At 64.8% G+C, this 23,198-nt stretch carries 23 protein-coding genes; 3 read left to right on the top strand and 20 right to left on the bottom strand.

Annotated features, from left to right (window positions below; all coding sequences use genetic code 11):
* Positions 1 to 19: 19 nt before the first annotated feature.
* From H4I97_RS10825 to H4I97_RS10815, 3 genes are all read right to left on the bottom strand, one after another.
* A complete protein-coding gene (locus tag H4I97_RS10825; RefSeq protein WP_182304633.1) occupies positions 20 to 277 on the bottom strand; it encodes a hypothetical protein in 258 nt (85 codons plus the stop codon).
* 103 nt (positions 278 to 380) lie between these two features.
* Complete coding sequence (locus H4I97_RS10820; protein ID WP_182304632.1) at positions 381 to 821, bottom strand: TIGR02301 family protein; 441 nt, start codon at positions 819 to 821, stop codon at positions 381 to 383.
* A complete protein-coding gene (locus H4I97_RS10815; protein WP_182307611.1) occupies positions 811 to 1,233 on the bottom strand; it encodes an NUDIX hydrolase in 423 nt (140 codons plus the stop codon). Before H4I97_RS10815 ends, H4I97_RS10820 begins: the two co-directional genes overlap by 11 nt.
* Positions 1,234 to 1,380: 147 nt before the next feature.
* On the opposite strand from H4I97_RS10815, the gene H4I97_RS10810 reads away from it, so the two are divergent.
* Entirely contained in the window at positions 1,381 to 2,145 is a 765-nt protein-coding gene (locus H4I97_RS10810) for an SOS response-associated peptidase (protein WP_182304630.1), read from the top strand.
* A gap of 14 nt (positions 2,146 to 2,159) precedes the next feature.
* Here the strand turns inward: H4I97_RS10810 and H4I97_RS24785 are convergent, their stop codons facing one another.
* From H4I97_RS24785 to H4I97_RS10800, 3 genes are all read right to left on the bottom strand, one after another.
* Complete coding sequence (locus H4I97_RS24785; protein ID WP_280527676.1) at positions 2,160 to 2,294, bottom strand: hypothetical protein; 135 nt, start codon at positions 2,292 to 2,294, stop codon at positions 2,160 to 2,162.
* 172 nt (positions 2,295 to 2,466) lie between these two features.
* The gene (pssA, locus tag H4I97_RS10805; RefSeq protein ID WP_182304629.1) at positions 2,467 to 3,327 is read right to left on the bottom strand and encodes a CDP-diacylglycerol--serine O-phosphatidyltransferase; all 861 of its coding nucleotides are present in this window, start codon (positions 3,325 to 3,327) and stop codon (positions 2,467 to 2,469) included.
* A gap of 22 nt (positions 3,328 to 3,349) precedes the next feature.
* Positions 3,350 to 4,048: a phosphatidylserine decarboxylase gene (locus tag H4I97_RS10800; protein ID WP_182304627.1), complete on the bottom strand. Its 699-nt coding sequence runs from the start codon at positions 4,046 to 4,048 to the stop codon at positions 3,350 to 3,352.
* A 247-nt stretch (positions 4,049 to 4,295) separates the two neighbouring features.
* Here H4I97_RS10800 and H4I97_RS10795 point away from each other — a divergent pair, with 247 nt between their 5' ends.
* Positions 4,296 to 5,603: a sensor domain-containing diguanylate cyclase gene (locus H4I97_RS10795; protein WP_182304626.1), complete on the top strand. Its 1,308-nt coding sequence runs from the start codon at positions 4,296 to 4,298 to the stop codon at positions 5,601 to 5,603.
* 6 nt (positions 5,604 to 5,609) lie between these two features.
* Here the strand turns inward: H4I97_RS10795 and H4I97_RS10790 are convergent, their stop codons facing one another.
* Complete coding sequence (locus H4I97_RS10790; RefSeq protein ID WP_182304625.1) at positions 5,610 to 7,493, bottom strand: ABCB family ABC transporter ATP-binding protein/permease; 1,884 nt, start codon at positions 7,491 to 7,493, stop codon at positions 5,610 to 5,612.
* A gap of 141 nt (positions 7,494 to 7,634) precedes the next feature.
* On the bottom strand, positions 7,635 to 9,734 hold the full coding sequence (locus tag H4I97_RS10785) for a LysM peptidoglycan-binding domain-containing protein (RefSeq protein WP_182304624.1): 2,100 nt from the start codon (positions 9,732 to 9,734) through the stop codon (positions 7,635 to 7,637).
* Between the two features lie 156 nt (positions 9,735 to 9,890).
* Here H4I97_RS10785 and H4I97_RS10780 point away from each other — a divergent pair, with 156 nt between their 5' ends.
* Positions 9,891 to 10,511: an LOG family protein gene (locus H4I97_RS10780; protein ID WP_182304623.1), complete on the top strand. Its 621-nt coding sequence runs from the start codon at positions 9,891 to 9,893 to the stop codon at positions 10,509 to 10,511.
* 9 nt (positions 10,512 to 10,520) lie between these two features.
* Here the strand turns inward: H4I97_RS10780 and rarD are convergent, their stop codons facing one another.
* From rarD to radA, 12 genes are all read right to left on the bottom strand, one after another.
* Positions 10,521 to 11,429 (bottom strand): EamA family transporter RarD, encoded by a 909-nt coding sequence (gene rarD / locus H4I97_RS10775; protein ID WP_182304622.1) that lies wholly within the window; start codon positions 11,427 to 11,429, stop codon positions 10,521 to 10,523.
* A 163-nt stretch (positions 11,430 to 11,592) separates the two neighbouring features.
* Positions 11,593 to 13,209: a citramalate synthase gene (cimA, locus tag H4I97_RS10770; protein WP_182304621.1), complete on the bottom strand. Its 1,617-nt coding sequence runs from the start codon at positions 13,207 to 13,209 to the stop codon at positions 11,593 to 11,595.
* A gap of 334 nt (positions 13,210 to 13,543) precedes the next feature.
* A complete protein-coding gene (gene pip / locus H4I97_RS10765; protein ID WP_182307610.1) occupies positions 13,544 to 14,503 on the bottom strand; it encodes a prolyl aminopeptidase in 960 nt (319 codons plus the stop codon).
* Complete coding sequence (locus H4I97_RS10760; protein ID WP_182304620.1) at positions 14,500 to 14,997, bottom strand: GFA family protein; 498 nt, start codon at positions 14,995 to 14,997, stop codon at positions 14,500 to 14,502. The genes pip and H4I97_RS10760 overlap by 4 nt, the downstream gene beginning before the upstream one ends.
* Positions 14,994 to 15,455 carry a GFA family protein gene (locus tag H4I97_RS10755; RefSeq protein WP_182304619.1) on the bottom strand — a complete coding sequence of 154 codons (462 nt, stop codon included), beginning with the start codon at positions 15,453 to 15,455 and terminating at the stop codon, positions 14,994 to 14,996. Before H4I97_RS10755 ends, H4I97_RS10760 begins: the two co-directional genes overlap by 4 nt.
* Before the next feature lie 134 nt (positions 15,456 to 15,589).
* Positions 15,590 to 16,066 (bottom strand): GFA family protein, encoded by a 477-nt coding sequence (locus H4I97_RS10750; RefSeq protein WP_182304618.1) that lies wholly within the window; start codon positions 16,064 to 16,066, stop codon positions 15,590 to 15,592.
* A gap of 58 nt (positions 16,067 to 16,124) precedes the next feature.
* A complete protein-coding gene (gene cysS, locus H4I97_RS10745) occupies positions 16,125 to 17,609 on the bottom strand; it encodes a cysteine--tRNA ligase (RefSeq protein WP_182304617.1) in 1,485 nt (494 codons plus the stop codon).
* A gap of 203 nt (positions 17,610 to 17,812) precedes the next feature.
* On the bottom strand, positions 17,813 to 18,217 hold the full coding sequence (locus tag H4I97_RS10740) for a hypothetical protein (RefSeq protein WP_244658623.1): 405 nt from the start codon (positions 18,215 to 18,217) through the stop codon (positions 17,813 to 17,815).
* A 190-nt stretch (positions 18,218 to 18,407) separates the two neighbouring features.
* Positions 18,408 to 19,148: an SDR family NAD(P)-dependent oxidoreductase gene (locus H4I97_RS10735; RefSeq protein ID WP_182304616.1), complete on the bottom strand. Its 741-nt coding sequence runs from the start codon at positions 19,146 to 19,148 to the stop codon at positions 18,408 to 18,410.
* A 198-nt stretch (positions 19,149 to 19,346) separates the two neighbouring features.
* Positions 19,347 to 20,837, bottom strand: a complete 1,491-nt coding sequence (purF, locus tag H4I97_RS10730; protein ID WP_182304615.1) for an amidophosphoribosyltransferase — start codon at positions 20,835 to 20,837, stop codon at positions 19,347 to 19,349.
* Between the two features lie 137 nt (positions 20,838 to 20,974).
* Positions 20,975 to 21,610 (bottom strand): CvpA family protein, encoded by a 636-nt coding sequence (locus H4I97_RS10725; protein ID WP_182304614.1) that lies wholly within the window; start codon positions 21,608 to 21,610, stop codon positions 20,975 to 20,977.
* Positions 21,611 to 21,699: 89 nt separating this feature from the next.
* On the bottom strand, positions 21,700 to 23,103 hold the full coding sequence (radA, locus tag H4I97_RS10720; protein ID WP_182304613.1) for a DNA repair protein RadA: 1,404 nt from the start codon (positions 23,101 to 23,103) through the stop codon (positions 21,700 to 21,702).
* Positions 23,104 to 23,198 lie beyond the last annotated feature (95 nt).

Raw genomic sequence — 23,198 nt, 5'->3', positions numbered from 1 at the left:
CGCCGTCCCTCTTTGTCGATTACTGGATGCAACGCGTCGGGGAGAACTCGCCTGCGACCATGCGGGCCTTGAGCTGTTCGAGGATTGCCTCGGCGCCTTCCTCTCCGTGAATGCGAATCGTCTCGCGCATGGCAAGCGCGAAGGCCGCGTCGGCGATGATTTCCGGTTCGATGCCGTCGGCCATACCGTCCGCCCAGGCTTCATTCTGGTACTCAAGGGCGGCCTGCATCTTCTCGTGAACGATCATGTCGTCGATGTCGTTGCGGCGCGGTTCCATGATACTCATCCTCGATGCGGTCAGTTCTTACTCACGTGTTAACAACACTAGCAGCCTTTTCCTGAAACGACACGGGGTCGTGTCGAAACAGGTTAATTATTCGCTAATTTCCGTAACGGGTAGCAATTTCCGTGGCAAGTGTTGCGCCTTCGGCACGGTAGCGTTCGGCGGCCGTGACGGCCGAAGGCGTGCAGGTCGTATAGACCGATGCGAAGGAGCGATAGCCGCGATTGTAGGCTGCAACCATGCGTTCGCGGCGTTTCGGCTCGCCGGCGGTCTCCGTTTCGAGCAGCTTTTCCATCTGCCGGCGCCATTGCGGTTCGCCCGACTCGGCGCAGAGATTGCGAAGATACTGGACGGCGCCGATGACCTCCGAGAGGCGAATCAGCTGGGTGTCATAGGGTGCGGGCTTCTCCTGCGAATCCACGGGCGGCGCCGGCGATGCCTCCTGTGCCGCGGCGGGCCGGGTGCCGGACAACGCAACGAGAAGGGCAGCGGCAATGGCGGCGGAGACGCGCGGGCGCGCGTTGAGGTCAGCGCTCATCGCGGCCACGCGCCAGCCGTTCGAGGCAGTCGAGAATGCTCGGCGGCACGGGCAAGCCTTCAATCTCGTCCGGCCGGTACCAGCCTAGATCGGCGGCATCGTCGGCGGCGAGCGCCTCGGTGTCGTCCGTCACATCGACCAGGAAGACCGAGAGGACGAAGCCGCCGCTGCCGCTCTCCGCCTCGGCGGCGAGTTCGTAACGGTGGAAGAGCCGCGGGTTCTCTCCGCGCAAGCCAGTCTCCTCCTGCAGTTCGCGCAGCGCCGTTTCGGCGGGTGTCTCGCCCGGTTCGGCCCTGCCGCCCGGAAAGGCATAGAGGTCGGCGGCGGGCGGATTGAGCCGGCGCACGAGGAGAAAGCGGCCGTCGCGCTCCACGATCGCCGACGAGGCCGAGGCAAAGGACGTCTTCGTCATGCTCATGAATGTAGGTCGTCCTCTCCTGCCTAGCACGGCACCGTCGAAGCGGCGCCTCCGGCGGAGTATTGCGGCATCCGGCCGCCGGTTGCAACGCCTGTCGCCTTCTCCTTGACCCGCTGCGGTGCCGGTGCCATCAATCCGTGCATGTGTGGACGCTTTTCCCTGTCGGCGATGCCCGAAGAGGTACGGGAGGCTCTCGGGCTTTTCGAGCTCGAAGCCTTTCCCGCCCGCTACAACATAGCGCCGACCCAGCCCATCCTCGTGGTGGTCCAGTCGGAACGCCGCGAGCCGGGCAGCAACATGCCGGAGCGCCGGGCGATGCTGGTCCGCTGGGGTCTGCTGCCGTCCTGGGTGAAGGATCCCAACGACTTTCCGCTGCTGATCAACGCCCGGGCGGAGACGGCGATCGGCAAGGCCTCCTTCAAGGCGGCCATGCGCCATCGCCGCGTGCTGGTCCCGGCCTCGGGCTTCTACGAGTGGCATCGGCCGGAAAAGGGCAGCGATGAGAAATCGCAGGCCTACTGGATCAGGCCGCGCAGCGGCGGCGTGATCGCTTTCGCCGGTCTGATGGAGACATGGTCGTCACCGGACGGCTCCGAGGTCGACACCGGAGCCATCCTGACGGTCGCCTCCAATCGCTCGATCGCCCGCATCCACGACCGGATGCCGGTGGTCATCGCACCGGAGGATTACGGCCGCTGGCTGGATTGCCGGGCCCAGGAGCCGCGCGAGGTCACAGACCTTCTTTCTGCACCGGACGACGACTTCTTCGAGGCAGTTCCCGTGTCGAACCTCGTGAACAAGGTGAGCAACACGGGGCCTGCAGTTCAGGCGCCGGTGGCGGAAAGCCTGCCGTCGGTCGATAGAACGGACAGGCACACGGGATCAGGCCAGATGTCGCTGTTTTGACCGCCGTCGATCAGCTATGCAGCCTTCTTGTCTGAGTTGCGCTTCAACATCAGCGCTGCCGCGATGACGGCCTTCAGGCCGAGCGGTCGGTAGTTGCCATCGAGGTTCTGCTTCGGAGGTGCGGCCTCGGCCGCCTTCTTCCCAGTCATTTTCATTCTCCTGAATTGCTTCCAGTCCCTATGATTTTTTATAGTTTTGCCTTAGAACTTGGTCGAAACGACGGTTCCGGCAAATCACGTTTCATCAACGCCGACATAAACCGAGAGCAATTCACATGAAGATGATTCCCCCTCGGCCCATGGCGCGAGGCGGATAGAGCCTTCACAGGCCGCGGTCAAGTTCCGCTTCGTTACTGTCATTGCCTTCGCCGACGTCGTCCATGACGACCAGGGTTCCGAAGCGCTTGTGCCAGGCGCGTGCGCCGAGCGGCAGCGTGAAGAGATAGGCGATGACGGTGACCGACAGCACTTCCCAGGTGAAGCTCATCAGAAGCGCGACATAGACGACGATGCCGAGCGTCACCGGAAGTACCAGGTCGCGGCGGATCTTCTGCGTTTCGGACTTGCCGGACCAGACCGGCAGGCGGCTGATCAGCAGCGCGGCGATCAGCACAGTGTATCCGGCGGCGACATAGGCGACCGGTGCCGTCGGCTGCACGCCGAGGAAGCCGAGGTAGATCGGCAGAAGCACGAGAAGCGCGCCGGCGGGGGCGGGGACACCGACGAAGTATTCGGACTGCCAGGGAGCCTTGTGATCGCGCTCCGCCATCACGTTGAAGCGGGCGAGCCGGAGGCCTGCCGCGATCGCGTAGATGAGGGCGGCGATCCAGCCGATGGAGCGGGCCTGGTCGAGGATGAAGACATAGAGCACGAGGGCAGGCGCAACGCCGAAATTGACGATGTCGGCAAGCGAGTCCATCTGCGCGCCGAATTTCGACGTCGCCTTCATCATCCGTGCCACACGCCCGTCGATGCCATCGATGAAGGCGGCTGCGAGCACCAACGTCACCGCCAGTTCGTAGCGGTTCTCGAAGGCGAGCCGGATGCCGGTGAGGCCGGAACAGATCGCAAGCACCGTGATGAGGTTCGGCACGATGAGGCGCAGCGGGATTTCCCGAAGCCGCGGGCCACGCGCACCGTCATGGCTGTTCCTCGGTTCGTTCGGCGGCACTTGCGCTTCCATCTCGCCCTCCTTGCCTCCGCGATCAGCTGCGGCGGCTGACGACGGGGCCCTTGGCCGAACCGAATTCGGCAATCACGGTCTCGCCGGCGACGGCCGTCTGGCCGAGCGCCACGCGCGGTTCGGCGCCTGCCGGCAGGAAGACGTCCAGGCGCGAACCGAAGCGGATCAGGCCGAAGCGCTCGCCGGCGTTGAGCGTTTCATTCGGGTTGGTCCAGCAGACGATGCGGCGGGCAACGAGACCGGCAATCTGTACGACGCCGATATTGCCGCGCGTGGTCTCGATCACCAGGCCGTTGCGCTCGTTTTCCTGGCTTGCCTTGTCGAGCTCGGCGTTGAGGAAGGAGCCTTCGCGATAGGCGATGTTGGTGATCCGGCCACGCACCGGCGCGCGGTTCACATGGCAGTTGAAGACGTTCATGAAGACGGAGATGCGCAGCATCGGCTCGTTGCCGAGCTGAAGCTCTTCCGGCGGCACGACCATCTGGATCGAGGAAACCTTGCCGTCTGCCGGGCTGATGACGAGATCGTCGTCCTGCGGCGTCACGCGCTCCGGATCACGGAAGAAATAGGCGCACCAGACGGTCAGCACCATGCCGACCCAGAACAGCGGCTCGGATATCCAGCCGAGAACCAGGGAACCGGCAAAGAAGGCGGCGACAAAGGGGTAGCCTTCCTTGTGGATCGGAACGATGGTGTTACGGATGGTATCGAGCAAGTTCATGGGGATCGTCTCCTCGCGGAAAATCAGGCCTGCTGACTAGCGCGAAAGCCCGCCGGGGGCAATGGCGCCGGTTCAAAAGACCGGATGCGCGGCAATCTGTATCATTCGGGAACAACCGTGTCCGCTTTTTGGCAAGCGTTGTGCACCAAGCATCAACGGTTGTTCGCTAATATTGGTACCGGATCGCCGGATGCAAGGATGGATTCGGCGGCTTGTCACTGCGCCTTTTACTTGGGAACTATTCTTTATGCACGGGTCCTACAGCACCGTGGAGGTGAATGCACGACGGGAAAGCTCGCCGCTTTACTGGCTCTCCACGCAGGAAGGGCCGGCTCCGCCCGAACTGGAAGGGCTCGGCCTTCGACAGGGAAAACCTGCCGGAGCCGGGGCGGAGATCTGCTTCGTGCCGCTCGGCGCCGGCGATCCGGCGCCGACCGGATTGGCCCTGCGCCGGCTCCTCGGACCTGATGAATACCTGATCGGTGTCGCCGACCCTGCGACAGGGGCGTTCTGCGCGGACGACGTCCTGCAGGCGGGCTTCGACGACGTTCTGCAGCTCGACCGCCCGGACGACATCGCGCTCTGCCTCGCCCGTGCCCGCGCCGTCCTTGCAAGGCGGCTGCAGCAGCGGCAGGACCTGGCCCATGTCGAACTTGAGCGCGACTATCTGCAGGCCTGCATCGACCGCCTGCCGACACCAATCTTCTTCAAGAACGCCGAAGGCATCTACGTCGGCTGCAACAAGGCCTTCGAGGGCTTTATCGGTCTGCCGGCGGAGAAGGTGGTCGGCAGCTCCGTCTATGACGTGGCGCCGGAGGATCTGGCGCGCCGCTATCAGCAGGCGGACGATGCGCTGCTCGCCCGCGGTGGCGAGCAGGTCTATGAGTGCGAGGTGCGCTATGCCGACGGCTCGCTCCATCACGTCGCCTTCCACAAGGCGGCGATCGCGTCGGAGGACGGGCGCCTTCGCGGAATCGCCGGCGCCATGCTCGACATCACCGACCGCAAGAACCTCGAGGGCCGGCTGATCGACGCTGCCGAGCGTGATCCTTTGACCAATGCCTACAACCGCCGCAAGTTCTTCGAGATCGCGACCGAAGTGACCGATCTCGCGCGCAGGGAAGGGCATCCGGTGTCGGTCGCGATCATCGACCTCGACCACTTCAAGTCGATCAACGACCAGTTTGGCCATGCGGAGGGCGATCGGGTGCTGTGCGCGACCGCGGCGCTGCTGGAAAGCGCAGCAGGCGACGGTATCACCGTCGCGAGGGCCGGCGGCGAGGAGTTCTACGTGCTGTTTCCCGGTCTTGCCCTGACGATGGCGGCGGAAATTGCCGAAACCATGCGCCGGCAGGTGTCCGACGCCGGCCTTCTTCCGGACGTCGAGGAGGCGACCGGCACGCTCAGCGTCGGCGTGGCGGAGCTCGATCCGTTGTGCAGCACGCTCTGGGATGCCCTGAAGGAGGCCGACGAGGCGCTCTACCGGGCGAAGCGCACCGGGCGAAACCGAGTCTGCGTCGCCCGACGTCAATCCGGCTACGCGAGCGCAGGCTGACGACGGTCAGACCGCGGGCGTGCGGCGAACCACGACGCCCATGTCGTCGCTCTCGCGAACCTGGCGCAGATGCTCTTCCGCCTGGGTCGCCTCCCGCTGGCGGTTCCACATCGAGGCATAGAGGCCGTTCATCGCGAGCAGTTCGCCGTGGGTCCCCCGTTCGGCGATCTCACCGCCCTTGAGCACGATGATCTCGTCCGCACCGATGACGGTGGAGAGGCGGTGGGCGATGACCAGCGTCGTGCGGTCCTTCGAGACGACGTCGAGGGCGGTCTGGATCTCCTGCTCGGTCGTGGTGTCGAGCGCGGACGTCGCCTCGTCGAGGATGAGGATCGGCGGCGCCTTGAGAACGGTTCGGGCGATGGCCACGCGCTGCTTCTCGCCGCCCGAGAGCTTCAGCCCGCGTTCGCCGACCTTGGTCTGGAAGCCGTCCGGCAGATCGCTGATAAAGTGGGCGATCTGCGCGACTTCCGCGGCGGCCTGGATTTCCTCGTCGGCGGCGGAGGGCCGGCCGTAACGGATGTTGTAGGCGATGGTGTCGTTGAAGAGCACGGTATCCTGCGGCACCATGCCGATCGCCGAACGCAGGCTCTTCTGGGTCACCTCGCGGACATCCTGCCCGTCGACGGTGATCGAACCCTTCTGGATGTCGTAGAAGCGGTAGAGCAGGCGCGAGATCGTCGACTTTCCGGCGCCCGACGGGCCGACGACAGCGACGGTCTTGCCGGCGGGAACCTCGAACGAGATGCCCTTCAGGATCGGCCGCTGCGGGTCGTAGGCGAAGTGCACGTCCTTGAAGCTGATGGCGCCCTTTGCGATCGCGAGGTCGGGGGCGCCCGGCTTGTCGGTCACCTCCGGCTCGACTTCGAGAAGGTCGAACATCTGCTCGATATCGGTGAGGCCCTGGCGGATTTCGCGATAGACGAAGCCGATGAAGTTGAGCGGCATGGCGAGCTGCAGCAGCAGAGCGTTGACGAAGACGAAGTCGCCGATCGTCTGCTCGCCACGCTGGACGGCAAGTGCCGACATTACCATCATCGCGGTCGTGCCGATGCCGAAGATCGCCGTCTGGCCGAAGTTCAGCCAGCCGAGAGAGGTCCAGACCTCGGTCGCCGCCTTCTCGTAGCGCTCCATCGACTTGTCGTAGCGCTTGGCTTCCATCTCCTCGTTGCCGAAGTACTTGACGGTTTCGAAGTTGAGGAGGGAGTCGATCGCCTTGGTATTGGCTTCGGTGTCGCTGTCGTTCATCGACCGGCGGATGCCGATGCGCCAGTCGCTCGCCTTGATGGTGAACCAGATGTAGGCCCACACAGTGATCGCCGTGACGGCGAGGTAGGAGAAGCCGTAGCCCCACCAGAAGATCACCGCCGTCAGCAGGAATTCGAGCAGGGTCGGAACCGAGTTGAGGATCGTGAAGCGGACGATCGTCTCGATGCCCTTCGTGCCGCGCTCGATGATGCGCGAGAGGCCGCCGGTCTTGCGTTCCAGATGGAAGCGGAGCGAGAGCTGGTGGATGTGAACGAAGGTCCGGTAGGCGAGCTGGCGCACGGCATACTGGCCGACGCTGGCAAAGAGCGCGTCGCGCAACTGGTTGAGGCCGACCTGGGCGATGCGGGTGAGATTGTAGAGGATGACGAGCGCGACGGCGCCGAGCAGGAAGGCGGGCAGCAGCCCGACCATGTCGAGCCGGCCGTTCAGCGCATCGGTCGCCCATTTGAAGAAATAAGGGACAAGAAGCAGGACGAACTTCGAGACGACGAGGAAGACGGTCGCCCAGACGACGCGCGCCTTGAGGTCCGGCCGCCCGGTCGGCCACATGTACGGCCAGAGGTTGACCAGCGTTTCGAGCGGATTGGAGGCATCCGCCGATACGGTCTTCTTCTTCGTCATGTTGCCTGCCCCTCGCGTCAACCGTCGTCAGATGAAATCGGCGGCCTCTCGGAGGCCGCCGACTTTCGCCACATAGGGTTTCGAATATGCGCGCGCAATGGAGGACCCGAAACTTTTGCCGGGTCGCCTGCGCCGCACCCGTCAGTCGATCGTCTCGCCGCGCAGACGCCGGCGATGCAGCTCTTCCGCATTCGGAAGCGCATCGTGCGGCACCTGGAAGACCTGGCCGGGCTCGATGAGATCCGGATTGCTGATCTTGTTGGCGTTGGCGAGATAGATCGTCGTGTAGCGGACCCCGAGCCCGTAGACGCGGCGCGAGATCTGCCAGAGCGTGTCGCCGCGGCGGATGATCACCGTGTTCTTGCTCTCGGTGAGCGGCGCCTGCTCGATCGTCTTCGGCGCATCGGCCGCCGTTTCAGCCGGCGCCGGTTCCGCTGCCGGTGCGGTGCCTTTCTCGGATGCGGCTTCGGCCGTGGGTTTCTCCGCGGTCGTCTGCGCCCCGGCGACCGCTGCGGTCGGCAGCGACTCGAGAACGGTCTGGATCAGTTCCGCCACCTTCGGCAGTCCGGCCCGAACCGCGTCGGCATCGGCTGCAAGTGCCTTCAACGCTTCGAGGGCGTTGCGGGCGCGCGCTGCCGTCTGCGTCACGAACTGCGCATAGTCGGAATCGACGCCCGCGCCGAGACGGTAGTCGATGAGCGACTGGAGGCTGATTTCCGTCGCCGAACGGGCGGCGGCAAGCTCCTCGGCAGCCGGTGTCTTGTCGTCGGCGAAGAGCCCCTGGAGGATGCCGAAGGCCTTTCCGACCGAGCCGCGCATGGTTTCGAAGGTCGCCCGGTCGAGCGGCACCATGGCTGCCGGCTGGCCGGCTTCCGGAGGCTTCGACTGTGCGACGACGGCGACCTGGTGCCCTTCGGGGCGGTTGAACGGCACGGAGGCGCGCACCAGCACCTTGCCCTCTGCGTCGAGCAGTTCTGCCCGGATCGTGTGATCGCCGACGGCGAGGGTGATCGTGCCTTCTATGACGAAGTGCCCGGTATTGTCCGTCGTCGCCGCGCCGATCAGCGTGTCGTCCGCCCAGGCGCGAACCGCGCTTCCGGGAGCGGCCGTTCCTGCGACGAAGATGCGGTCGCCTTCGATCTCCACCGCACTGACCTGGACTTCCGCCGCCGGTGCCGGCTTGGCGGCCTCGATGGGCTGCGGGGCTGTCGCGGCTTCTTGCGGCGCTGCCGTAGCCTGCGGTGCTTCGGCTGTCTGCGCCACCGGCTTTTCGTCAGCCGGAACACGAGCCTTCTTGTCCGCCTGGTTGACGGTTTCCGGTGCGGCGATCACGCGGCTCGCCTCGCCGGGCTTGGTGACCATGGCGAGCAGGTTGCCGTTGCCCTTTTCCGGAACGGAAATCGTCGCGACTTCTTCCGACGTGACGATCTTTCCATCCTTTCCGGTAACGCGCAGTTGCAGCGAATGATCGCCGGGCGAAAGCGGCTTGTCGAGAATGACGGCGAAGTCGCCGCTGATGCCTACTTCGGTTTCGAAGATGACGTTGTCGCCGTCGAGAATCTCGAGTTTGGAGCCGGGTTCGGCATTGCCGGCGATGACGGCCGAGCCGTCCGGCTCGACGCGCAACACGTCGAAGCGCGGGACGATCGGGCCGGTTGTCGCCGGGGTCTCGGTTGCCGCCGGCTTTTCCGCTGCCGGTGCTGCGGCCTGCGGTGCCGGAGCTTCCGGTGCCGTCTCCGTCTTGCCGGCGAGCGCATCGACGATCTTCCCGATCGCGTTGCCTGCAGCAGCCGGATCGGTCGGCAGTGACTTGAGGAGCGCGAGCGCCTTTTCGGCGTTGGTCCGTGCTGCCGTCATCGTCTCCTTGATGTCGGTTTCGAGCGCCTCCGGGACGTCGAGCGTGGCAAGAGCGGTGAGTGCCTTTTCGGCTTCCGCCCGAGCACCGGCATACGCCTCGGCTGCGGGCACCTTGCCGTCGGCAAAGAGCGAAACGAGAGACTGCGCGGCCTTTTCGGCTTCGGCCTTCAGGCGCTCCATCTTTTCGCTGGCCACCGACGCGGCGTTCTCGGCCGGCTTGGCGGGTTCGGGCGCAGGCGTCTTCGCGGCGTCGCCGCTTGCCGTCGTCGTTTGGGCCTTGTTCTTCCCGTCGTCCGAAATTCTCGGCATGACGAAGAACACCATCAGGATCGTCGCAATCGCGAGCACCAGCAAGGCCAGCAAGCCGGCACGATTTTTCATCATAGTCACTCTCCGGGCGGAAAGGCCGCCATATCCCTTGGAATTGCTAGCCTTATCTCGCCGCTTTCACAAGCTTTCTCAACGGCTGGCGGCCTTGAGCCGACAGCTTTTTCGTCAATTCGGTTGACCTTGACGGCGCATGATTGTCTTTCTTCCTTCATGAGCAAAAACATGAATACGATTCGATCCGTTTGCGTCTATTGCGGCTCCCAGCCCGGGCGCGATCCCGACCATATCGCCGCCGGCCGCGCGCTCGGCCGTGCGATCGCAGCGCATGGCCTGCGCCTCGTCTACGGTGGCGGCACCCGCGGCATCATGGGAGCGGTCGCGAGCGGCGTCCTGTCGAACGGCGGCAACGTCACCGGCATCATCCCGGAATTCCTGGTGGACATGGAAGCGACGCGCCATTCGCTCGGACAGCTCGACGAACTGATCGTCACCGAGGACATGCATGCCCGCAAGCACAAGATGTTCGAGCGCGCCGACGCTTTCATCACGCTGCCGGGCGGCATCGGCACGCTGGAGGAGATCGTCGAGATCATGACCTGGGCGCAGCTCGGCCGTCATGAAAAGCCGATGGTCTTCGCCAACATCAACGGTTTCTGGAACCCGATGCTCGAACTGCTCCATCACATGCGCGGGCAGGGGTTCATCCACACGGCCGAGCGGGTGCAGCCGCTCGTCATCGACAATGTCGAGGACATCATCCCGACGATCCTCGAGAAGGTCGAGGGCGCCCGTGACCTCGACGGCGCCGACGAGGTCATCGCGAAGCTCTGATCCTGGCCGTTACTGCTTGCGGTACTGCCTCAGCATCGGCCAGACGAAGATGCCGAGCGCCAGCCAGATCAGCGGGAAGGCAATCATCTTGGCGGTGCCGAAGGGCTCCTTGAAGACGAAGACGGCGATCAGGAAGATCATCGTCGGCGGCAGGTACTGCATGATGCCGATGGTCGAGAGGCGCAGGAGCTTGGCGCCGTTGGCGTAGAAAAGCAGCGGCACCGCGGTCACCACGCCCGTTCCGAGCAGGAGCAGCGCGTCGGCGGTGCCGGTTGCGAAGAAATGGCCGTGGCCGGTCGCGCCGAGATAGGCGATGTAGCCGAGCGCGGGCACGCTGAGCAGCAGCACTTCGAGGAGAAAGCCCTGGTTCGGGCCGATCGGCAGGGTCTTGCGGAAGAAGGCGTAGAAGCCCCAGGAGAAGGTGAGGCCGAGCGCCACCCACGGCAATCCGCCGGCGTCGTAGGTCAGTACCGCAACGGCGATTGCGGCGAGCGTGATCGCCACCTTCTGCGCCGGCGCAAGTTTTTCCTTCAGAAGCACGGCGCCGAGAAAGATCGAAAAGAGCGGGTTGATGAAGTAGCCGAGCGCGGTATCGAGTGCGCGGCCCGCGCCGATCGCCCAGACATAGATGCCCCAGTTGATGCTGATGAGCAGGGCGGTGACGGCGGCCATGCCGAGCATCCGCGGATTGCGGATCGCCGCCTTCAGATCGTCCGTGCGCCGGAGGATGAGCAGCACGCCGCCGGCGATCGGGATCGACCAGAGAATGCGGTGGGCGATCACCTCGGTCGGCGGAATGTGCGCGAGGGCCTTCATGTAAAACGGAAGGAATCCCCAGAGCATGTAAGCGGCGAGCGCGAAGGCGAAGCCGCGCGCGCTGTCCTCGTTCTTGACCTCGACTGCGGTGTCGGTCGCCATGGCGTTTCCATCCTTTTTTGATTTTAGGGGCTTGCGATACTCCATGCATCACGAATGGACAAATTCATTCCGGTGAAGGGTCGGTGACCGGAATTGAACGACATATCTCGCACCGCGAGACCTCTCGCGGCGCGTCATCACCTGGCGAATGCCAACCGCGGATCTACTCCGCTGCGATCTTGCCGGCGAGCTGGCGGTTCTTCATCAGCTTGTAGACGATCGAATCCATCAACGCCTGGAAGGAGGCGTCGATGATGTTTTCCGACACGCCGACCGTCCACCAGCGCACGCCTGTGGCATCGCCGGACTCGATGAGCACGCGGGTGATCGCCTCGGTGCCGCCGTTGAGGATACGCACCTTGTAGTCGGTGAGCTCGAGGTCTCCGATCTCGGCCTGGTACTTGCCGAGGTCCTTGCGAAGCGCAATGTCGAGCGCGTTGACCGGGCCGTCGCCTTCGGCGACCGACATGACGCTCGCGCCGTCGATGACGAGCTTCACGACGGCTTCCGACACCGTCTTCAGGTGGCCGTTCGCATCGAAGCGGCGCTCGACCATCACCCGGAAGCCGTCGATCGAGAAGAAGTCCGGAACCGTGCCGAGCGTGCGGTGGGCGAGCAGCTCGAAGCTCGCATCGGCCCCCTCGTAGGCATAGCCGGTCGCCTCGCGCTCCTTGACGATCGAGATCAGCCGGTCGAGGCGGGGATCGTCCTTCTCGACCGCGATGCCGCGGCGCTTCAGCTCGTTGATGAAGTTCGCCTTGCCGCCCTGGTCGGAGACCATGACCTTGCGGAAATTGCCGACGCTCGCCGGATCGACATGCTCGTATGTCCGCGGGTCCTTGAGCAGGGCGGAGGCGTGGATGCCGGCCTTCGTCGCGAAGGCGGACGCGCCGACATAGGGTGCCTGGTGCTCCGGCGAGCGATTGAGAAGCTCGTCGAAGGCGTGCGACAGCCGGGTGAGGCCGGCGAGCGTCTCGCGGTCGATCGCCGTCTCGAAGCGTTCGGCATAGGTCTCCTTGAGGCAGAGCGTCGGGATGAGCGTCACGAGATTGGCGTTGCCGCAGCGTTCGCCAATCCCGTTCAGCGTTCCCTGGATCTGCCGTGCGCCGGCCTCGATCGCCGCAAGCGAATTGGCGACCGCCTGTCCGGTGTCATTGTGGGCGTGGATGCCGAGTGCGCTGCCCGGTACGCCGGCGGCGATGACGGCGGCGACGATTGCGCCGACCTCCGGCGGCTGCGTGCCGCCATTGGTGTCGCAGAGAACGACCCAACGGGCGCCCGCTTCATAGGCGGTCTTCGCGCAGGCGACGGCATAGTCCGGATTGGCCTTGTAGCCGTCGAAGAAGTGCTCGCAATCGACCATGGCGGTCTTGCCGGCGGCGATTGCCGCCTCGACGCTCTCTCGGATGCTTTCGAGGTTCTCCTCGTTGGAGCAGCCGAGCGCCACCTTGACGTGATAGTCCCAGCTCTTGGCGACGAAGCAGACGGCGTCGCTCTTTGCCTGCAGGAGCTGGGCAAGCCCCGGATCGTTGGAGGTGGAAATGCCGGCCCGCTTGGTCATGCCGAAGGCGACGAAGGAGGCGCGGTTCGTGCGCTTCTGCGTGAAGAAGGCGGTGTCCGTCGGGTTGGCGCCCGGATAGCCGCCCTCGACATAGTCGAAGCCGAAGTCATCGAGCATCGCGGCGATGGCGATCTTGTCCTCGACGGAAAAGTCGATGCCCGGCGTCTGCTGTCCGTCGCGGAGCGTCGTGTCGAAGAGGTAGATCTTTTCGCGTGTCATGCTGCTATCCTCATGCAGTTCTTCGTCTTGAGGGTGTTACCCTCTCTGTCGCTTTGCGACATCTCCCCCACAAGGGGGTGGCCGCCGTCGCGCTTCCCACCTCCCCCTTGAGGGGGAGGTCGCCGCGAAGCGGCGGGTGGGGGTGAACCATATCTGAAGTACGACGGGTGAGACCTGCACCCACTTCGCCAACGTCACCCCACCCCGGAGTTTTGCTCCGACCCTCCCCCTCAAGGGGAGGGTGAGGCCGCGCCCCATCTCCCAGGACCACTCTCCCCCAGTGTGGGGGAGATGCCCGGCAGGGCAGAGGGGGATGGCCAGGTCCATCGCCATTTCAAGCCTTCCCCGCAAACCGGTCGGTCGCGCGGATGAGCTGGTCGAGGATGCCGGGTTCGAGATAGGCGTGGCCGGCGCCCTCGATCAGGTGGAAATCCGCCTTCGGCCAGGCCTTGTGGAGCTGCCAGGCATATTTCGCCGGGCAGGGCATGTCGTAGCGGCCGTGGATGATGACGCCGGGGATATCCCTGAGTTTCACCGCGTCGCGCAGCAACTGCCCTTCCTCCAGCCAGCCGGCATGGACGAAGAAATGGTTCTCGATGCGGGCGAAGGCGAGCGCGAATTCCGGGTCGTAGAAATGGTCGGAATAGTCCGGGTTGGGCAGCAGCGTGATCGTCTCGCCCTCCCAGGAACTCCAGGCGACGGCGCAGCGCAATTGCTCTTCACGATTGGTGCCGGTGAGCCGCCGGCGATAGGCCGCCATCATCTCATGGCGCTCGTTTTCCGGGATCGGAGCCCGGAAGCGCTCCCACTTGTCGGGGAACATCTCCGAGACGCCGAACTGGTAGTACCAGTCGAGCTCGGCTTTGGTCAGCGTATAGACGCCGCGCAGCACCAGTTCGGAGACGCGTTCGGGATGCGTCTCGGCATAGGCGAGCGCCAGCGTCGAGCCCCAGGAGCCGCCGAAGACGAGCCATGTCTCGACGCCCATCATCTCGCGCAGGCGTTCGATGTCGGCGACGAGATGCCAGGTGGTGTTCGCCTCGATCGAGGCATGAGGGGTCGACTTGCCGCAGCCGCGCTGGTCGAACATCATGACGTCATAGAGGGCCGGATCGAAGACGCGGCGGTTGTTAGGGCCGGTGGCACCGCCGGGGCCGCCATGCAGGAAGACCGCCGGCTTGGCACCCTTGGTCCCGAAGCGCTCCCAGTAGACGCTGTGCCCGTCGCCGACATCGAGGAAGCCGGTCTCGTAGGGTTCGATCTCGGGATAGAAGCCGCGCAGTTCGTTGATCATGATCGGTCCTCTCGGGGCGGCCATGCCGCCGTATCGTTGTCGGGATGCTGGTGATTGCTGCGGTCGACGGAAGCTGTTCCGCCCGGCAGGTCGGAGCGGTCGGTCTCTCGTTCCGGCAGGCCGAAGAGCCGGTCGAAATAGGAGACCTTCGATTCCACCCCGTCCTGCGATACCGGCGTGCAGGCTTCCGGATCGTCGAGGCTGCCGATGGTGACGCTGATATAGGGCGAGCCGACGGTCTTGAAGAAAAGCGGCGTGCCGCATTTCGCGCAAAAGCCGCGGCCGCAGGGATCGGAGGAGCGGAACCAGCTCGGCTCGCCGCGGGTCAGGAGGAAATCCTCGTTGCGGGTTCCGGTGAGCGCCATGAAGAAATTCCCGCCCGCCTTCTGGCACATGCGGCAATGGCAGATATGCGGATAGCCGAGTTCGCCGGCGATCTTGTAGCGGATCGCGCCACACTGGCAGCCGCCGGAATGGACCTCGCGGGTGCTCATGCCTCATCCTCCTCGGGCGGCCAGACGGTGGTATCGTGGTCGGGATGCTGGAAGGAAACGACGTCTCCCACGTCGTATTCCTGTTCCGCCACCGGCTTTTCGAAAAGGTGGTCGATCCAGGGCAGCCGGACGGCGTGATTGAGCTGGACCTGAGGCTCGATCGCTTCCGGGTGGTCGAGGGCACCGATGGCGAGATCCACGCCCTCCGGGTAATGATAGCTCAACGGCGTACCGCATTTGCTGCAGAAACCGCGTTTGATCTTGGCGGAGGAACGGAAGAGCGTCGGCTGTCCCCGCGTCCAGGTGAGATGCGCCAGATCGGCTCCGACGAGAGGACCGAAGAAGGAGCCGAAGGCCTTCTGGCACATGCGGCAATGACAGATCGATGCGCGCCCGAGCTTTTCCGCCCGGAACCTGACTGCACCGCATTGGCATCCGCCGGTGAATACGCCTTCCATGGTGCTTCTCCGCAGCTTCTATTTCAACATGACGTAGGCGACGACCGCTGCGGTGACGACGAGGACGAGAACGCCCTTGCCGATCAGCCCGTAGAGCAGCCATTTCGGCATTTCCGTGCCCGGCTTCTTCTCGGTCATTGTTTGTCCTCCGGCCATGTCCCGGTGTCGTGATCGGGGTGCTGGAACGAGACGAGCTTTTCCAGAAACGGTGCGTTGTCGAGATCGTCCAGCGTCGAAAGTTCCGGCAATTCATGCAGCCGGTCGAAGAAGCCGAGCTTCGCCTCGACGCCGTACTGCACCGTCGGCGGCACGGCGGCCGGATCGTCGAAAGCGCCGGCTGCGACCGCCATACCGTCCGGCGCCTCGTAGGTCAGCGGCGTGCCGCAGTCGCCGCAGAAACCGCGCAGCACGAAGTTCGACGAGCGGAATTTCTTCGGTGCGCCTCGTGTCCATTCGAAATCCGTGCCCCGCACCGAAACGAGCGGCGCGAAATAGCTGCCGAAGGCCTTCTGGCACATGCGGCAGTGACAGATCGAGCTGTCCTTCAGCGTACCGCGCGCGCGAAACCGCACCGCGCCGCACTGGCATCCGCCGGTATGGGTGTCAGTCATGACAGTCCTCCCGTGTCTCTGGGCTCCGGAGTATCGAGCGCCGCCGGTGCCAGCATGATTACCGCTTGACCTCCCATGTCGTCACCCGCTCGCCGCTGACGGGGTCCTTGCCGTCCTTCAGTTGGATGTCCTTGGTCAAAAGGTCGTCGCGGATCTTGTCGGCCTCGGCGAAGTTCTTGGCCTTGAGCATTTCGAGACGCATGTCGACGAGGGCTTCGACGGCAGAGGAAAGCTCCTCGCCGATCTCGGCCTTCTTCGGAGCCACGCCGAGCAGTTCTGCGCTGGCCACGAAGGCGGAGAGCTTCGCCGGGTCGGCATTGGCGGCGGTTGCGAGGGCGTGCAGCGTCTGGACCGCCGCGACGGTGTTGAGATCGTCGGCAAGCGCCTCCACGACCGAGGCGTCGGGGCGCGCGTCGCCGGCATCGCCCGCCGGCCACTTGGCGAGCAGCCGCTCCGCCTCCTCCAGTCGCTTCACCGAAAAGTCGATCGGCTCGCGATAATGCGTCATCAGCATGGCGAGCCGCAGCACTTCGCCCGGCCATTTGCGGCCGCCAAACTTCTCCGTCTCCAGCAACTCGTTGATGGTGACGAAGTTGCCCTCCGACTTCGACATCTTGCGGCCCTCGACCTGCAGGAAGCCGTTGTGCATCCAGACATTCGCCATCACATGGGTGTTGTAGGCGCAGCAGGACTGGGCAATCTCGTTTTCGTGGTGGGGGAAGATGAGGTCGAGGCCGCCGCCGTGGATGTCGAATTGGTGCGGTTTCGCCTTGCCCTTCGGTGATAGCCGGTCGCGCGCTTCCTGCCAAAGATAGCGGTCGGACATCGCCGAGCACTCGATGTGCCAGCCGGGACGGCCGTAGATCGAGACGGCGCTGCCGGCGACGGTGAACGCGGCGGCCCAGCCGGGCTCGGTCGCGGCCGATTCCTTCCAGAGCACGAAATCGGCCGGATTGCGCTTGTGCGCCTCGACGGCGATGCGCGCGCCCGCCTGCTGGTCCTCCAGCTTGCGCTTGGAAAGCTTGCCGTAATCCGGCATCGAGGCGGTCGAGAACAGCACTTCCTGGCCTTCCGCGCCCTCCGCCACATAGGCGTGGCCGGCGGAGAGTAGCCGCTGGATGATCTCGATCATCTGCGGAATGTTGTCGGTCGCCCGCGGCTCGACGGTGGGCGAGAGCGTGCCGAGCGCCGCCACATCCTTGTGGAACTGGCTCTCGGTCTTTTCCGTGACAGCGCGGATCGCCTCGTTGAGCGTGATCGAGCCGTCGGTGATGCGGCCGCCGAAGTCGCGAAGAGCACGTGCGTTGATCTTGTCGTCGACGTCGGTGATGTTGCGCACATAGGTCACATGCTCTTCGCCGTAGACGTGCCGGAGCAGCCGGTAAAGGACGTCGAAGACGATCACCGGTCGCGCATTGCCGATATGGGCGAAGTCGTAGACGGTGGGCCCGCAGACATACATGCGCACGTTCGTCGGGTCGATCGGCTCGAAATCGACCTTCTCGCGCGCAAGTGTGTTGTAAAGCTTGAGGCTGCCCGCCATTCCTGTCTCCCGATGAATTCCACCCGTCCGGCTGGGCCGGGGCGTTGTCATCTGGGACTTGGGTCTGGAGACGAAAACGGCCGGGCCAGCGGATGCGCTAGCGAATAATAATCCCGCGAATGCAGATCGTCGTTTTCATGGCCAGCGTTATGGCGCGCGCCGGCCGCAAGGTCAAGTGGGCGAGCGGTCGCCGGAGAGTGCCCTCAGGGATAGACATAGGTGTAGAGCGCACACATGCCGTCGCTGCTTTCCGGAGCCTCGGGCGTCTCGAACACCGCGAGCATGGTGACGTCACCGTCGAGCCAGGAGGCGACATAGGTGACCGGGCTTTCCCCGCAGAGGCGATTGCCGTTGAGGAGCTCCGGATTTTGCGCTCCCTTGACGCTGTAGACGGAGGCGGGGACATCCTTGCCGTCGACGGTGAAGTGATCGGCGATCAGGTCTTCGAACACCAGTTTCTCGCCGTTTCCGAAGACGATCTCGTAATCGTCGAAGCTGATGTCGCCGGTGATGCTGCTGGCCGTCGTGCTGAGGGCCGCGAGGTCGTCGGCAAGGGCCGGGCCTGCGGCAAGGAAAAGGGCGACAAGCGCATATTTCAGGGACGGCATTGGCTGGTTCTCTCCTGTTCTGGCGGTGGTTCGGAACCTACCGCACCCGACGGCAAAGGAAAGGGAAACGGCGGCTCCCGCGCCGTCTCTACCAATTATGGTCCGAATTTTACGGCGGGCACGTCGCAAGTCCACGGGCGGATGCGCGACACTCCGATCAGGGTAACGATCGCCGAGGCCGGTTTTGCCGTCACTCCGGCATGCGGTAGTCGACGAGGCGGTTTTCGCGCACGACGAAGAGCTTGCCGGTCTCGGTGAGTTCCGGACCGCAGAGCGGCAGGATCCGGGCGGCGACCTCGGATGGATGCGGCAGCGTCGACGGGTCTTCGCCGGGCATGGCCTGGGCGCGCATGGCGGTGCGGGTGGCGCCCGGATCGACCGAGACGACGCGCAGCGGCAGGCGCTGCGTTTCCCCGGCCCAGGTGCGGGCGAGTGCCTCGACGGCGGCCTTGGAGGCGGAGTAGGGGCCCCAGAAGGGTCGGCACTTGTGGGCGGCTGCCGAGGACATGATCACCGCGCGGCCCTGGTCGGACTTGACGAGCAGCGGCTCGACCGAGCGGATCAGCCGCCAGGTGGCGGTGACGTTGATCGCCATTACCTTTTCGAAGACCTTCGCCTCGACATGGCCGATCGGCGAGATGACGCCGAGGATGCCGGCATTGGCGACGAGGATGTCGAGCTTGCCCCAGCGCTCGAAGATTGAGGCGCCGAGCGTGTCGATCGCCTGCATGTCGGCGAGGTCGAAGGGCACCAGCGTCGCCGAACCGCCGACGGCCTTGATCGCGTCATCGAGTTCCTCGAGCCCGCCGACGGTGCGCGCGCAGGCAATGACATGCGCGCCGGCCTTGGCGAGTTCGAGCGCGGTATGATAGCCGATGCCGCGCGATGCGCCGGTCACGAGCGCGATACGATCCTTGAGGTCGATTGTCATCTGTGAAGTCTCCCGGAGAAGCGGTGCAATGCGACACCGACGATAGGAATTCAGGCGGTGTGGGCCTGCACTTTACCTCCTCCTTGAGGGGGGAGGTCGCAGCGTAGCTGCGGGTGGGGGTGAGCGGCTCCGAAAGAAGAGGTCACCCTCCCACCTTCGGTTCGACCCTCCCCCTCAAGGGGAGGGTGGCTGCGTCCATCACCCGTTGCTGGCCAGCATGGAAACCTTGCGGCCGACCTTTTCGCCTTCCCGGTCGAGGAGGCGGGTCGGATAGTCGCCGGTGAAGTAATGATCGGTGAACTGCGGCCGCTCCGGATTGCGCGGTGCTCCGCCGACCGCCTTGTAGAGCCCGTCGATCGACAGGAAGGCGAGCGAGTCGGCGCCGATATACTTCGCCATGGCATTGACATCGGCATACTGGTTGGCGAGCAGCTTGTCGGCGTCCGGCGTGTCGATGCCGTAGAAATCGGGATGGAAGATCATCGGCGAGGCGACGCGGATGTGCACTTCGCTGGCGCCGGCATCACGGATCATCTGCACGATCTTGAGCGAGGTGGTGCCGCGCACGATCGAATCGTCGACCAGCACGACGCGTTTGCCTTCGATCATCGCACGGTTGGCGGAATGCTTGAGCTTCACGCCGAAGGCGCGGATCTGCTGGGTCGGCTCGATGAAGGTGCGGCCGACATAATGGTTGCGGATGATGCCGTATTCGAACGGGATGCCGCTCTGCTGAGCGTAGCCGAGGGCGGCTGGCGTGCCGCCGTCCGGAACCGGTACCACGACGTCGCCCTCGACCGGGGCTTCCCTGGCGAGGTTCATGCCCATGTTCTTGCGGGTCATGTAGACGTTGCGGCCGCCGACCACGGAATCGGGACGGGCGAAATAGACGTATTCGAACAGGCAGAGCCGCTCCGGCTGCGGCTTCGCCGGCTTGCGGGCGTCGACGGTGATGGAGCCGTCCGGCTGGATTTCGCAGATGATGACCTCGCCGTTCTCAACGTCGCGGATGAACTTCGCGCCGATGATGTCGAGCGCGCAGGTCTCCGAACAGAAGATCGGCTTGCCGTCGAGTTCGCCCATGACGAGCGGCCGGATGCCGATCGGGTCGCGGGCGGCGATCAGCTTCGTGCGGGTCATCGCCAGCATCGAATAGCCGCCTTCCATCTGGCGGATGGCGTCGATGAAGCGGTCGGCCGTGGATGAATGACGCGAGCGGGCGATGAGATGCAGCACGACTTCGGTGTCCGAGGTCGACTGGCAGATCGCGCCGGTGGCGATGATCTGCCGGCGAAGCGTGAGCCCGTTGGTGAAATTGCCGTTATGGGCAATGGCGATGCCGCCTTCTTCCAGTTCGGCAAAGAGCGGCTGCACGTTGCGGAGCGCCACTTCGCCGGTCGTCGAATAGCGGGTGTGGCCGATCGCGACCGTGCCCGGCAGCTTCGCCAGCGTCACCGGATCGGTGTAATGGTCGCCGACGAGGCCCATGTGCTTTTCGGTGTGGAACTGCTGGCCGTCGAAGGAGACGATGCCGGCCGCTTCCTGGCCCCGGTGCTGAAGCGCGTGCAGGCCGAGCGCCGTCAGCGTCGACGCGTCGGGGTGTCCCAAAATGCCGAACACCCCGCATTCCTCATGCAGGGTGTCGCCGTCGAGACCGTCTTCGAGGGAGTTGAAATCAGACTGGTTCATGGAAGCAGGCCTTTGCTCGGTGCGGGGCAGGTACACTATACACGGTTCTCGGGGCGCTTTCGCCGGATGATCCCGCTCCGACGGCGCCCGATTTGTCTTTCACGTCCTATATAGGAAGCGGCAGCCGCCGCTGCCCGTCAGTTTTCGGCCGGTGCCGTCGTTTCTGCCGGCGGAGCGAGGGTCTGCGATGGCGCCGCCTGTCCGGTCGGTGCCTGGTCTGCGGGCGCCTGCTCGGCCGGCGCTTCGCCGTCCGCCTCGTCCTTGCCGAGGATGCGGGCGCGCAGCTGCGGCTCGATGTCTTCCGGCAGCACCGCTTCGAGCTTCAGCACCAGCGCGTCGAGGAAGGGCTTCGACTTGGCGTTGTTGACCCAGTCCGGGCGATGCTTGACGTCGATCAGCCAGTTCCAGAAGGCGACTGCGACCACCAGCAGCAGAATGCCGCGGGCGGCACCGAAGAGGAAGCCGAGCGTGCGGTCCAGCGCGCCGATGCGGCTGTCGATGATGAAGTCGGCGATGCGCGTCGTGATGAAGGAGATGACGATCAGCGCGATCAGGAAGACGATGCCGGCGGCACCGGCAAGCGCGATGCGCTCGTCGCTCGTGTAGTTCTTGATGTAGGGAAGCACCAGCGGATGCAGGTAATAGGCGGCGGCGACGGCGCCGACCCAGCTTGCGATCGAAAGCACTTCGCGGGAGAAACCGCGAACCATGGCGAGAACGGCGGAAAACAGGACTACGCCGATGACAATACCGTCAAAAATAGTGATGGGCATCTAAATCAACTCCAAGACGGCCGGCCCCGGCCTGCGTGATCGTCATCGCGTTCGGTGATCCCATACACCGCATTGCGGCCGAAAAAGGATCAATTGCCGTCCATCTCCTCTCCGGCCTTCACTCTGGACCCGGCGATGCGCGCGACCAGGTCGGGAAGGCTTTCGATCTCGCTCCACCGCCCCGCCGTGCCTTTCGGCAGATCGGGCGAGGCCGAAGGGAGCACCGCCCGCGCGAAACCGAGCTTTTCTGCCTCCTTCAGCCGTTGGGCCGTGTGCGCAACCGGCCGGACGGCGCCGGACAGGCTGACCTCGCCGAAATAGACGCAATCGGCGGGAAGGGCAAGTCCGGCCAGCGAGGAAACCAGGGCAGAGGCGACGGCCATGTCCGCGGCCGGTTCCGAGATGCGATAGCCGCCGGCGACATTGAGGTAGACGTCGTGGCTGCCGAGCCGCACGCCGCAATGGGCCTCAAGCACCGCGAGGATCATCGACAGGCGGGAGGAATCCCATCCGACGACGGCGCGTCGCGGCGTGCCGAGCGAGGTCTGGGCGACCAGCGCCTGCACCTCGACGAGCACCGGTCGCGTGCCCTCCATGCCGGCAAAAACGGCGGCTCCCGGGGCTTTTTCGTTGCGCTCGCCGAGGAAGAGCTCGGACGGATTGGCGACCTCGCGCAGGCCCCGGTCCGACATTTCGAAGACGCCGATCTCGTCGGTCGGGCCGAAGCGGTTCTTGACCGTGCGCAGGATGCGATAGTGGTGGCCACGGTCGCCCTCGAAGTAGAGAACCGCGTCGACCATGTGCTCGACGACGCGGGGGCCGGCGATCTGGCCGTCCTTGGTGACATGGCCGACGAGCACCATGGTGGCGCCGGTCTGCTTGGCGAAACGAATCATCGCCTGCACGCCGGTGCGCACCTGCGTCACCGTTCCGGGTGCCGAATCGGCGGTGTCGCTCCACAGCGTCTGGATGGAATCGATGATGACGAGGTCCGGCCGCTTGCCCTCGGCGAGCGTCGCCAGAATGTCCTCGACATTGGTCTCGGCGGCGAGCAGCACATCAGTCTCGGCCGCATGCAGGCGCTGTGCCCGCAGCCGGACCTGCGCGACCGCCTCTTCGCCCGAGACGTAGATGACGCGCTGGCCCTTGCGGGAGAGCGCGGCTGCCGCCTGCATGAGTAGTGTCGACTTGCCGATGCCCGGGTCGCCGCCGATCAGCACCGCCGAGCCGCGCACGAAACCGCCGCCGGTCGCCCGGTCGAGCTCGGCCATGCCGGTCGGGATGCGCGGCGCCTCTTCGATCTCGCCGGAGAGCGAGGTGAGCGTCACCGGCCGACCCTTCTTCGGCACCTTGCCGGGGCCTGCGCCGATGCCGCCCATCGGGTCTTCCTCGACGATGGTGTTCCACTCACCGCAGCCGTCGCACTTGCCGGCCCAGCGGGTATGAACGGTGCCGCAGTTCTGGCAGACGAATTGGGTTCGGGCTTTGGCCATGCTCACTCTTCCGCTGTTCGAACATCTGCTCCGTTCAGCGGAACAAAATGTGAATCATGCGCCAGAGATAGGCGGAAGACCGGTCTGAATGCAAG

This window comes from Ciceribacter thiooxidans (assembly GCF_014126615.1).
Lineage (GTDB): Bacteria > Pseudomonadota > Alphaproteobacteria > Rhizobiales > Rhizobiaceae > Allorhizobium > Allorhizobium thiooxidans.
This window is presented reverse-complemented; position numbering and strand designations above follow the sequence as displayed.

Excerpts from the sequence above, each read along its gene's own strand:
- H4I97_RS10825 (WP_182304633.1), bottom strand. The coding sequence starts at position 277 with ATGGAACCGCGCCGCAACGACATCGACGACATGATCGTTCACGAGAAG.
- H4I97_RS10820 (WP_182304632.1), bottom strand. The coding sequence starts at position 821 with ATGAGCGCTGACCTCAACGCGCGCCCGCGCGTCTCCGCCGCCATTGCC.
- H4I97_RS10815 (WP_182307611.1), bottom strand. The coding sequence starts at position 1,233 with ATGACGAAGACGTCCTTTGCCTCGGCCTCGTCGGCGATCGTGGAGCGC.
- H4I97_RS10810 (WP_182304630.1), top strand. The coding sequence starts at position 1,381 with ATGTGTGGACGCTTTTCCCTGTCGGCGATGCCCGAAGAGGTACGGGAG.
- H4I97_RS24785 (WP_280527676.1), bottom strand. The coding sequence starts at position 2,294 with ATGACTGGGAAGAAGGCGGCCGAGGCCGCACCTCCGAAGCAGAACCTC.
- pssA (WP_182304629.1), bottom strand. The coding sequence starts at position 3,327 with ATGGAAGCGCAAGTGCCGCCGAACGAACCGAGGAACAGCCATGACGGT.
- H4I97_RS10800 (WP_182304627.1), bottom strand. The coding sequence starts at position 4,048 with ATGAACTTGCTCGATACCATCCGTAACACCATCGTTCCGATCCACAAG.
- H4I97_RS10795 (WP_182304626.1), top strand. The coding sequence starts at position 4,296 with ATGCACGGGTCCTACAGCACCGTGGAGGTGAATGCACGACGGGAAAGC.
- H4I97_RS10790 (WP_182304625.1), bottom strand. The coding sequence starts at position 7,493 with ATGACGAAGAAGAAGACCGTATCGGCGGATGCCTCCAATCCGCTCGAA.
- H4I97_RS10785 (WP_182304624.1), bottom strand. The coding sequence starts at position 9,734 with ATGATGAAAAATCGTGCCGGCTTGCTGGCCTTGCTGGTGCTCGCGATT.
- H4I97_RS10780 (WP_182304623.1), top strand. The coding sequence starts at position 9,891 with ATGAGCAAAAACATGAATACGATTCGATCCGTTTGCGTCTATTGCGGC.
- rarD (WP_182304622.1), bottom strand. The coding sequence starts at position 11,429 with ATGGCGACCGACACCGCAGTCGAGGTCAAGAACGAGGACAGCGCGCGC.
- cimA (WP_182304621.1), bottom strand. The coding sequence starts at position 13,209 with ATGACACGCGAAAAGATCTACCTCTTCGACACGACGCTCCGCGACGGA.
- pip (WP_182307610.1), bottom strand. The coding sequence starts at position 14,503 with ATGATCAACGAACTGCGCGGCTTCTATCCCGAGATCGAACCCTACGAG.
- H4I97_RS10760 (WP_182304620.1), bottom strand. The coding sequence starts at position 14,997 with ATGAGCACCCGCGAGGTCCATTCCGGCGGCTGCCAGTGTGGCGCGATC.
- H4I97_RS10755 (WP_182304619.1), bottom strand. The coding sequence starts at position 15,455 with ATGGAAGGCGTATTCACCGGCGGATGCCAATGCGGTGCAGTCAGGTTC.
- H4I97_RS10750 (WP_182304618.1), bottom strand. The coding sequence starts at position 16,066 with ATGACTGACACCCATACCGGCGGATGCCAGTGCGGCGCGGTGCGGTTT.
- cysS (WP_182304617.1), bottom strand. The coding sequence starts at position 17,609 with ATGGCGGGCAGCCTCAAGCTTTACAACACACTTGCGCGCGAGAAGGTC.
- H4I97_RS10740 (WP_244658623.1), bottom strand. The coding sequence starts at position 18,217 with ATGCCGTCCCTGAAATATGCGCTTGTCGCCCTTTTCCTTGCCGCAGGC.
- H4I97_RS10735 (WP_182304616.1), bottom strand. The coding sequence starts at position 19,148 with ATGACAATCGACCTCAAGGATCGTATCGCGCTCGTGACCGGCGCATCG.
- purF (WP_182304615.1), bottom strand. The coding sequence starts at position 20,837 with ATGAACCAGTCTGATTTCAACTCCCTCGAAGACGGTCTCGACGGCGAC.
- H4I97_RS10725 (WP_182304614.1), bottom strand. The coding sequence starts at position 21,610 with ATGCCCATCACTATTTTTGACGGTATTGTCATCGGCGTAGTCCTGTTT.
- radA (WP_182304613.1), bottom strand. The coding sequence starts at position 23,103 with ATGGCCAAAGCCCGAACCCAATTCGTCTGCCAGAACTGCGGCACCGTT.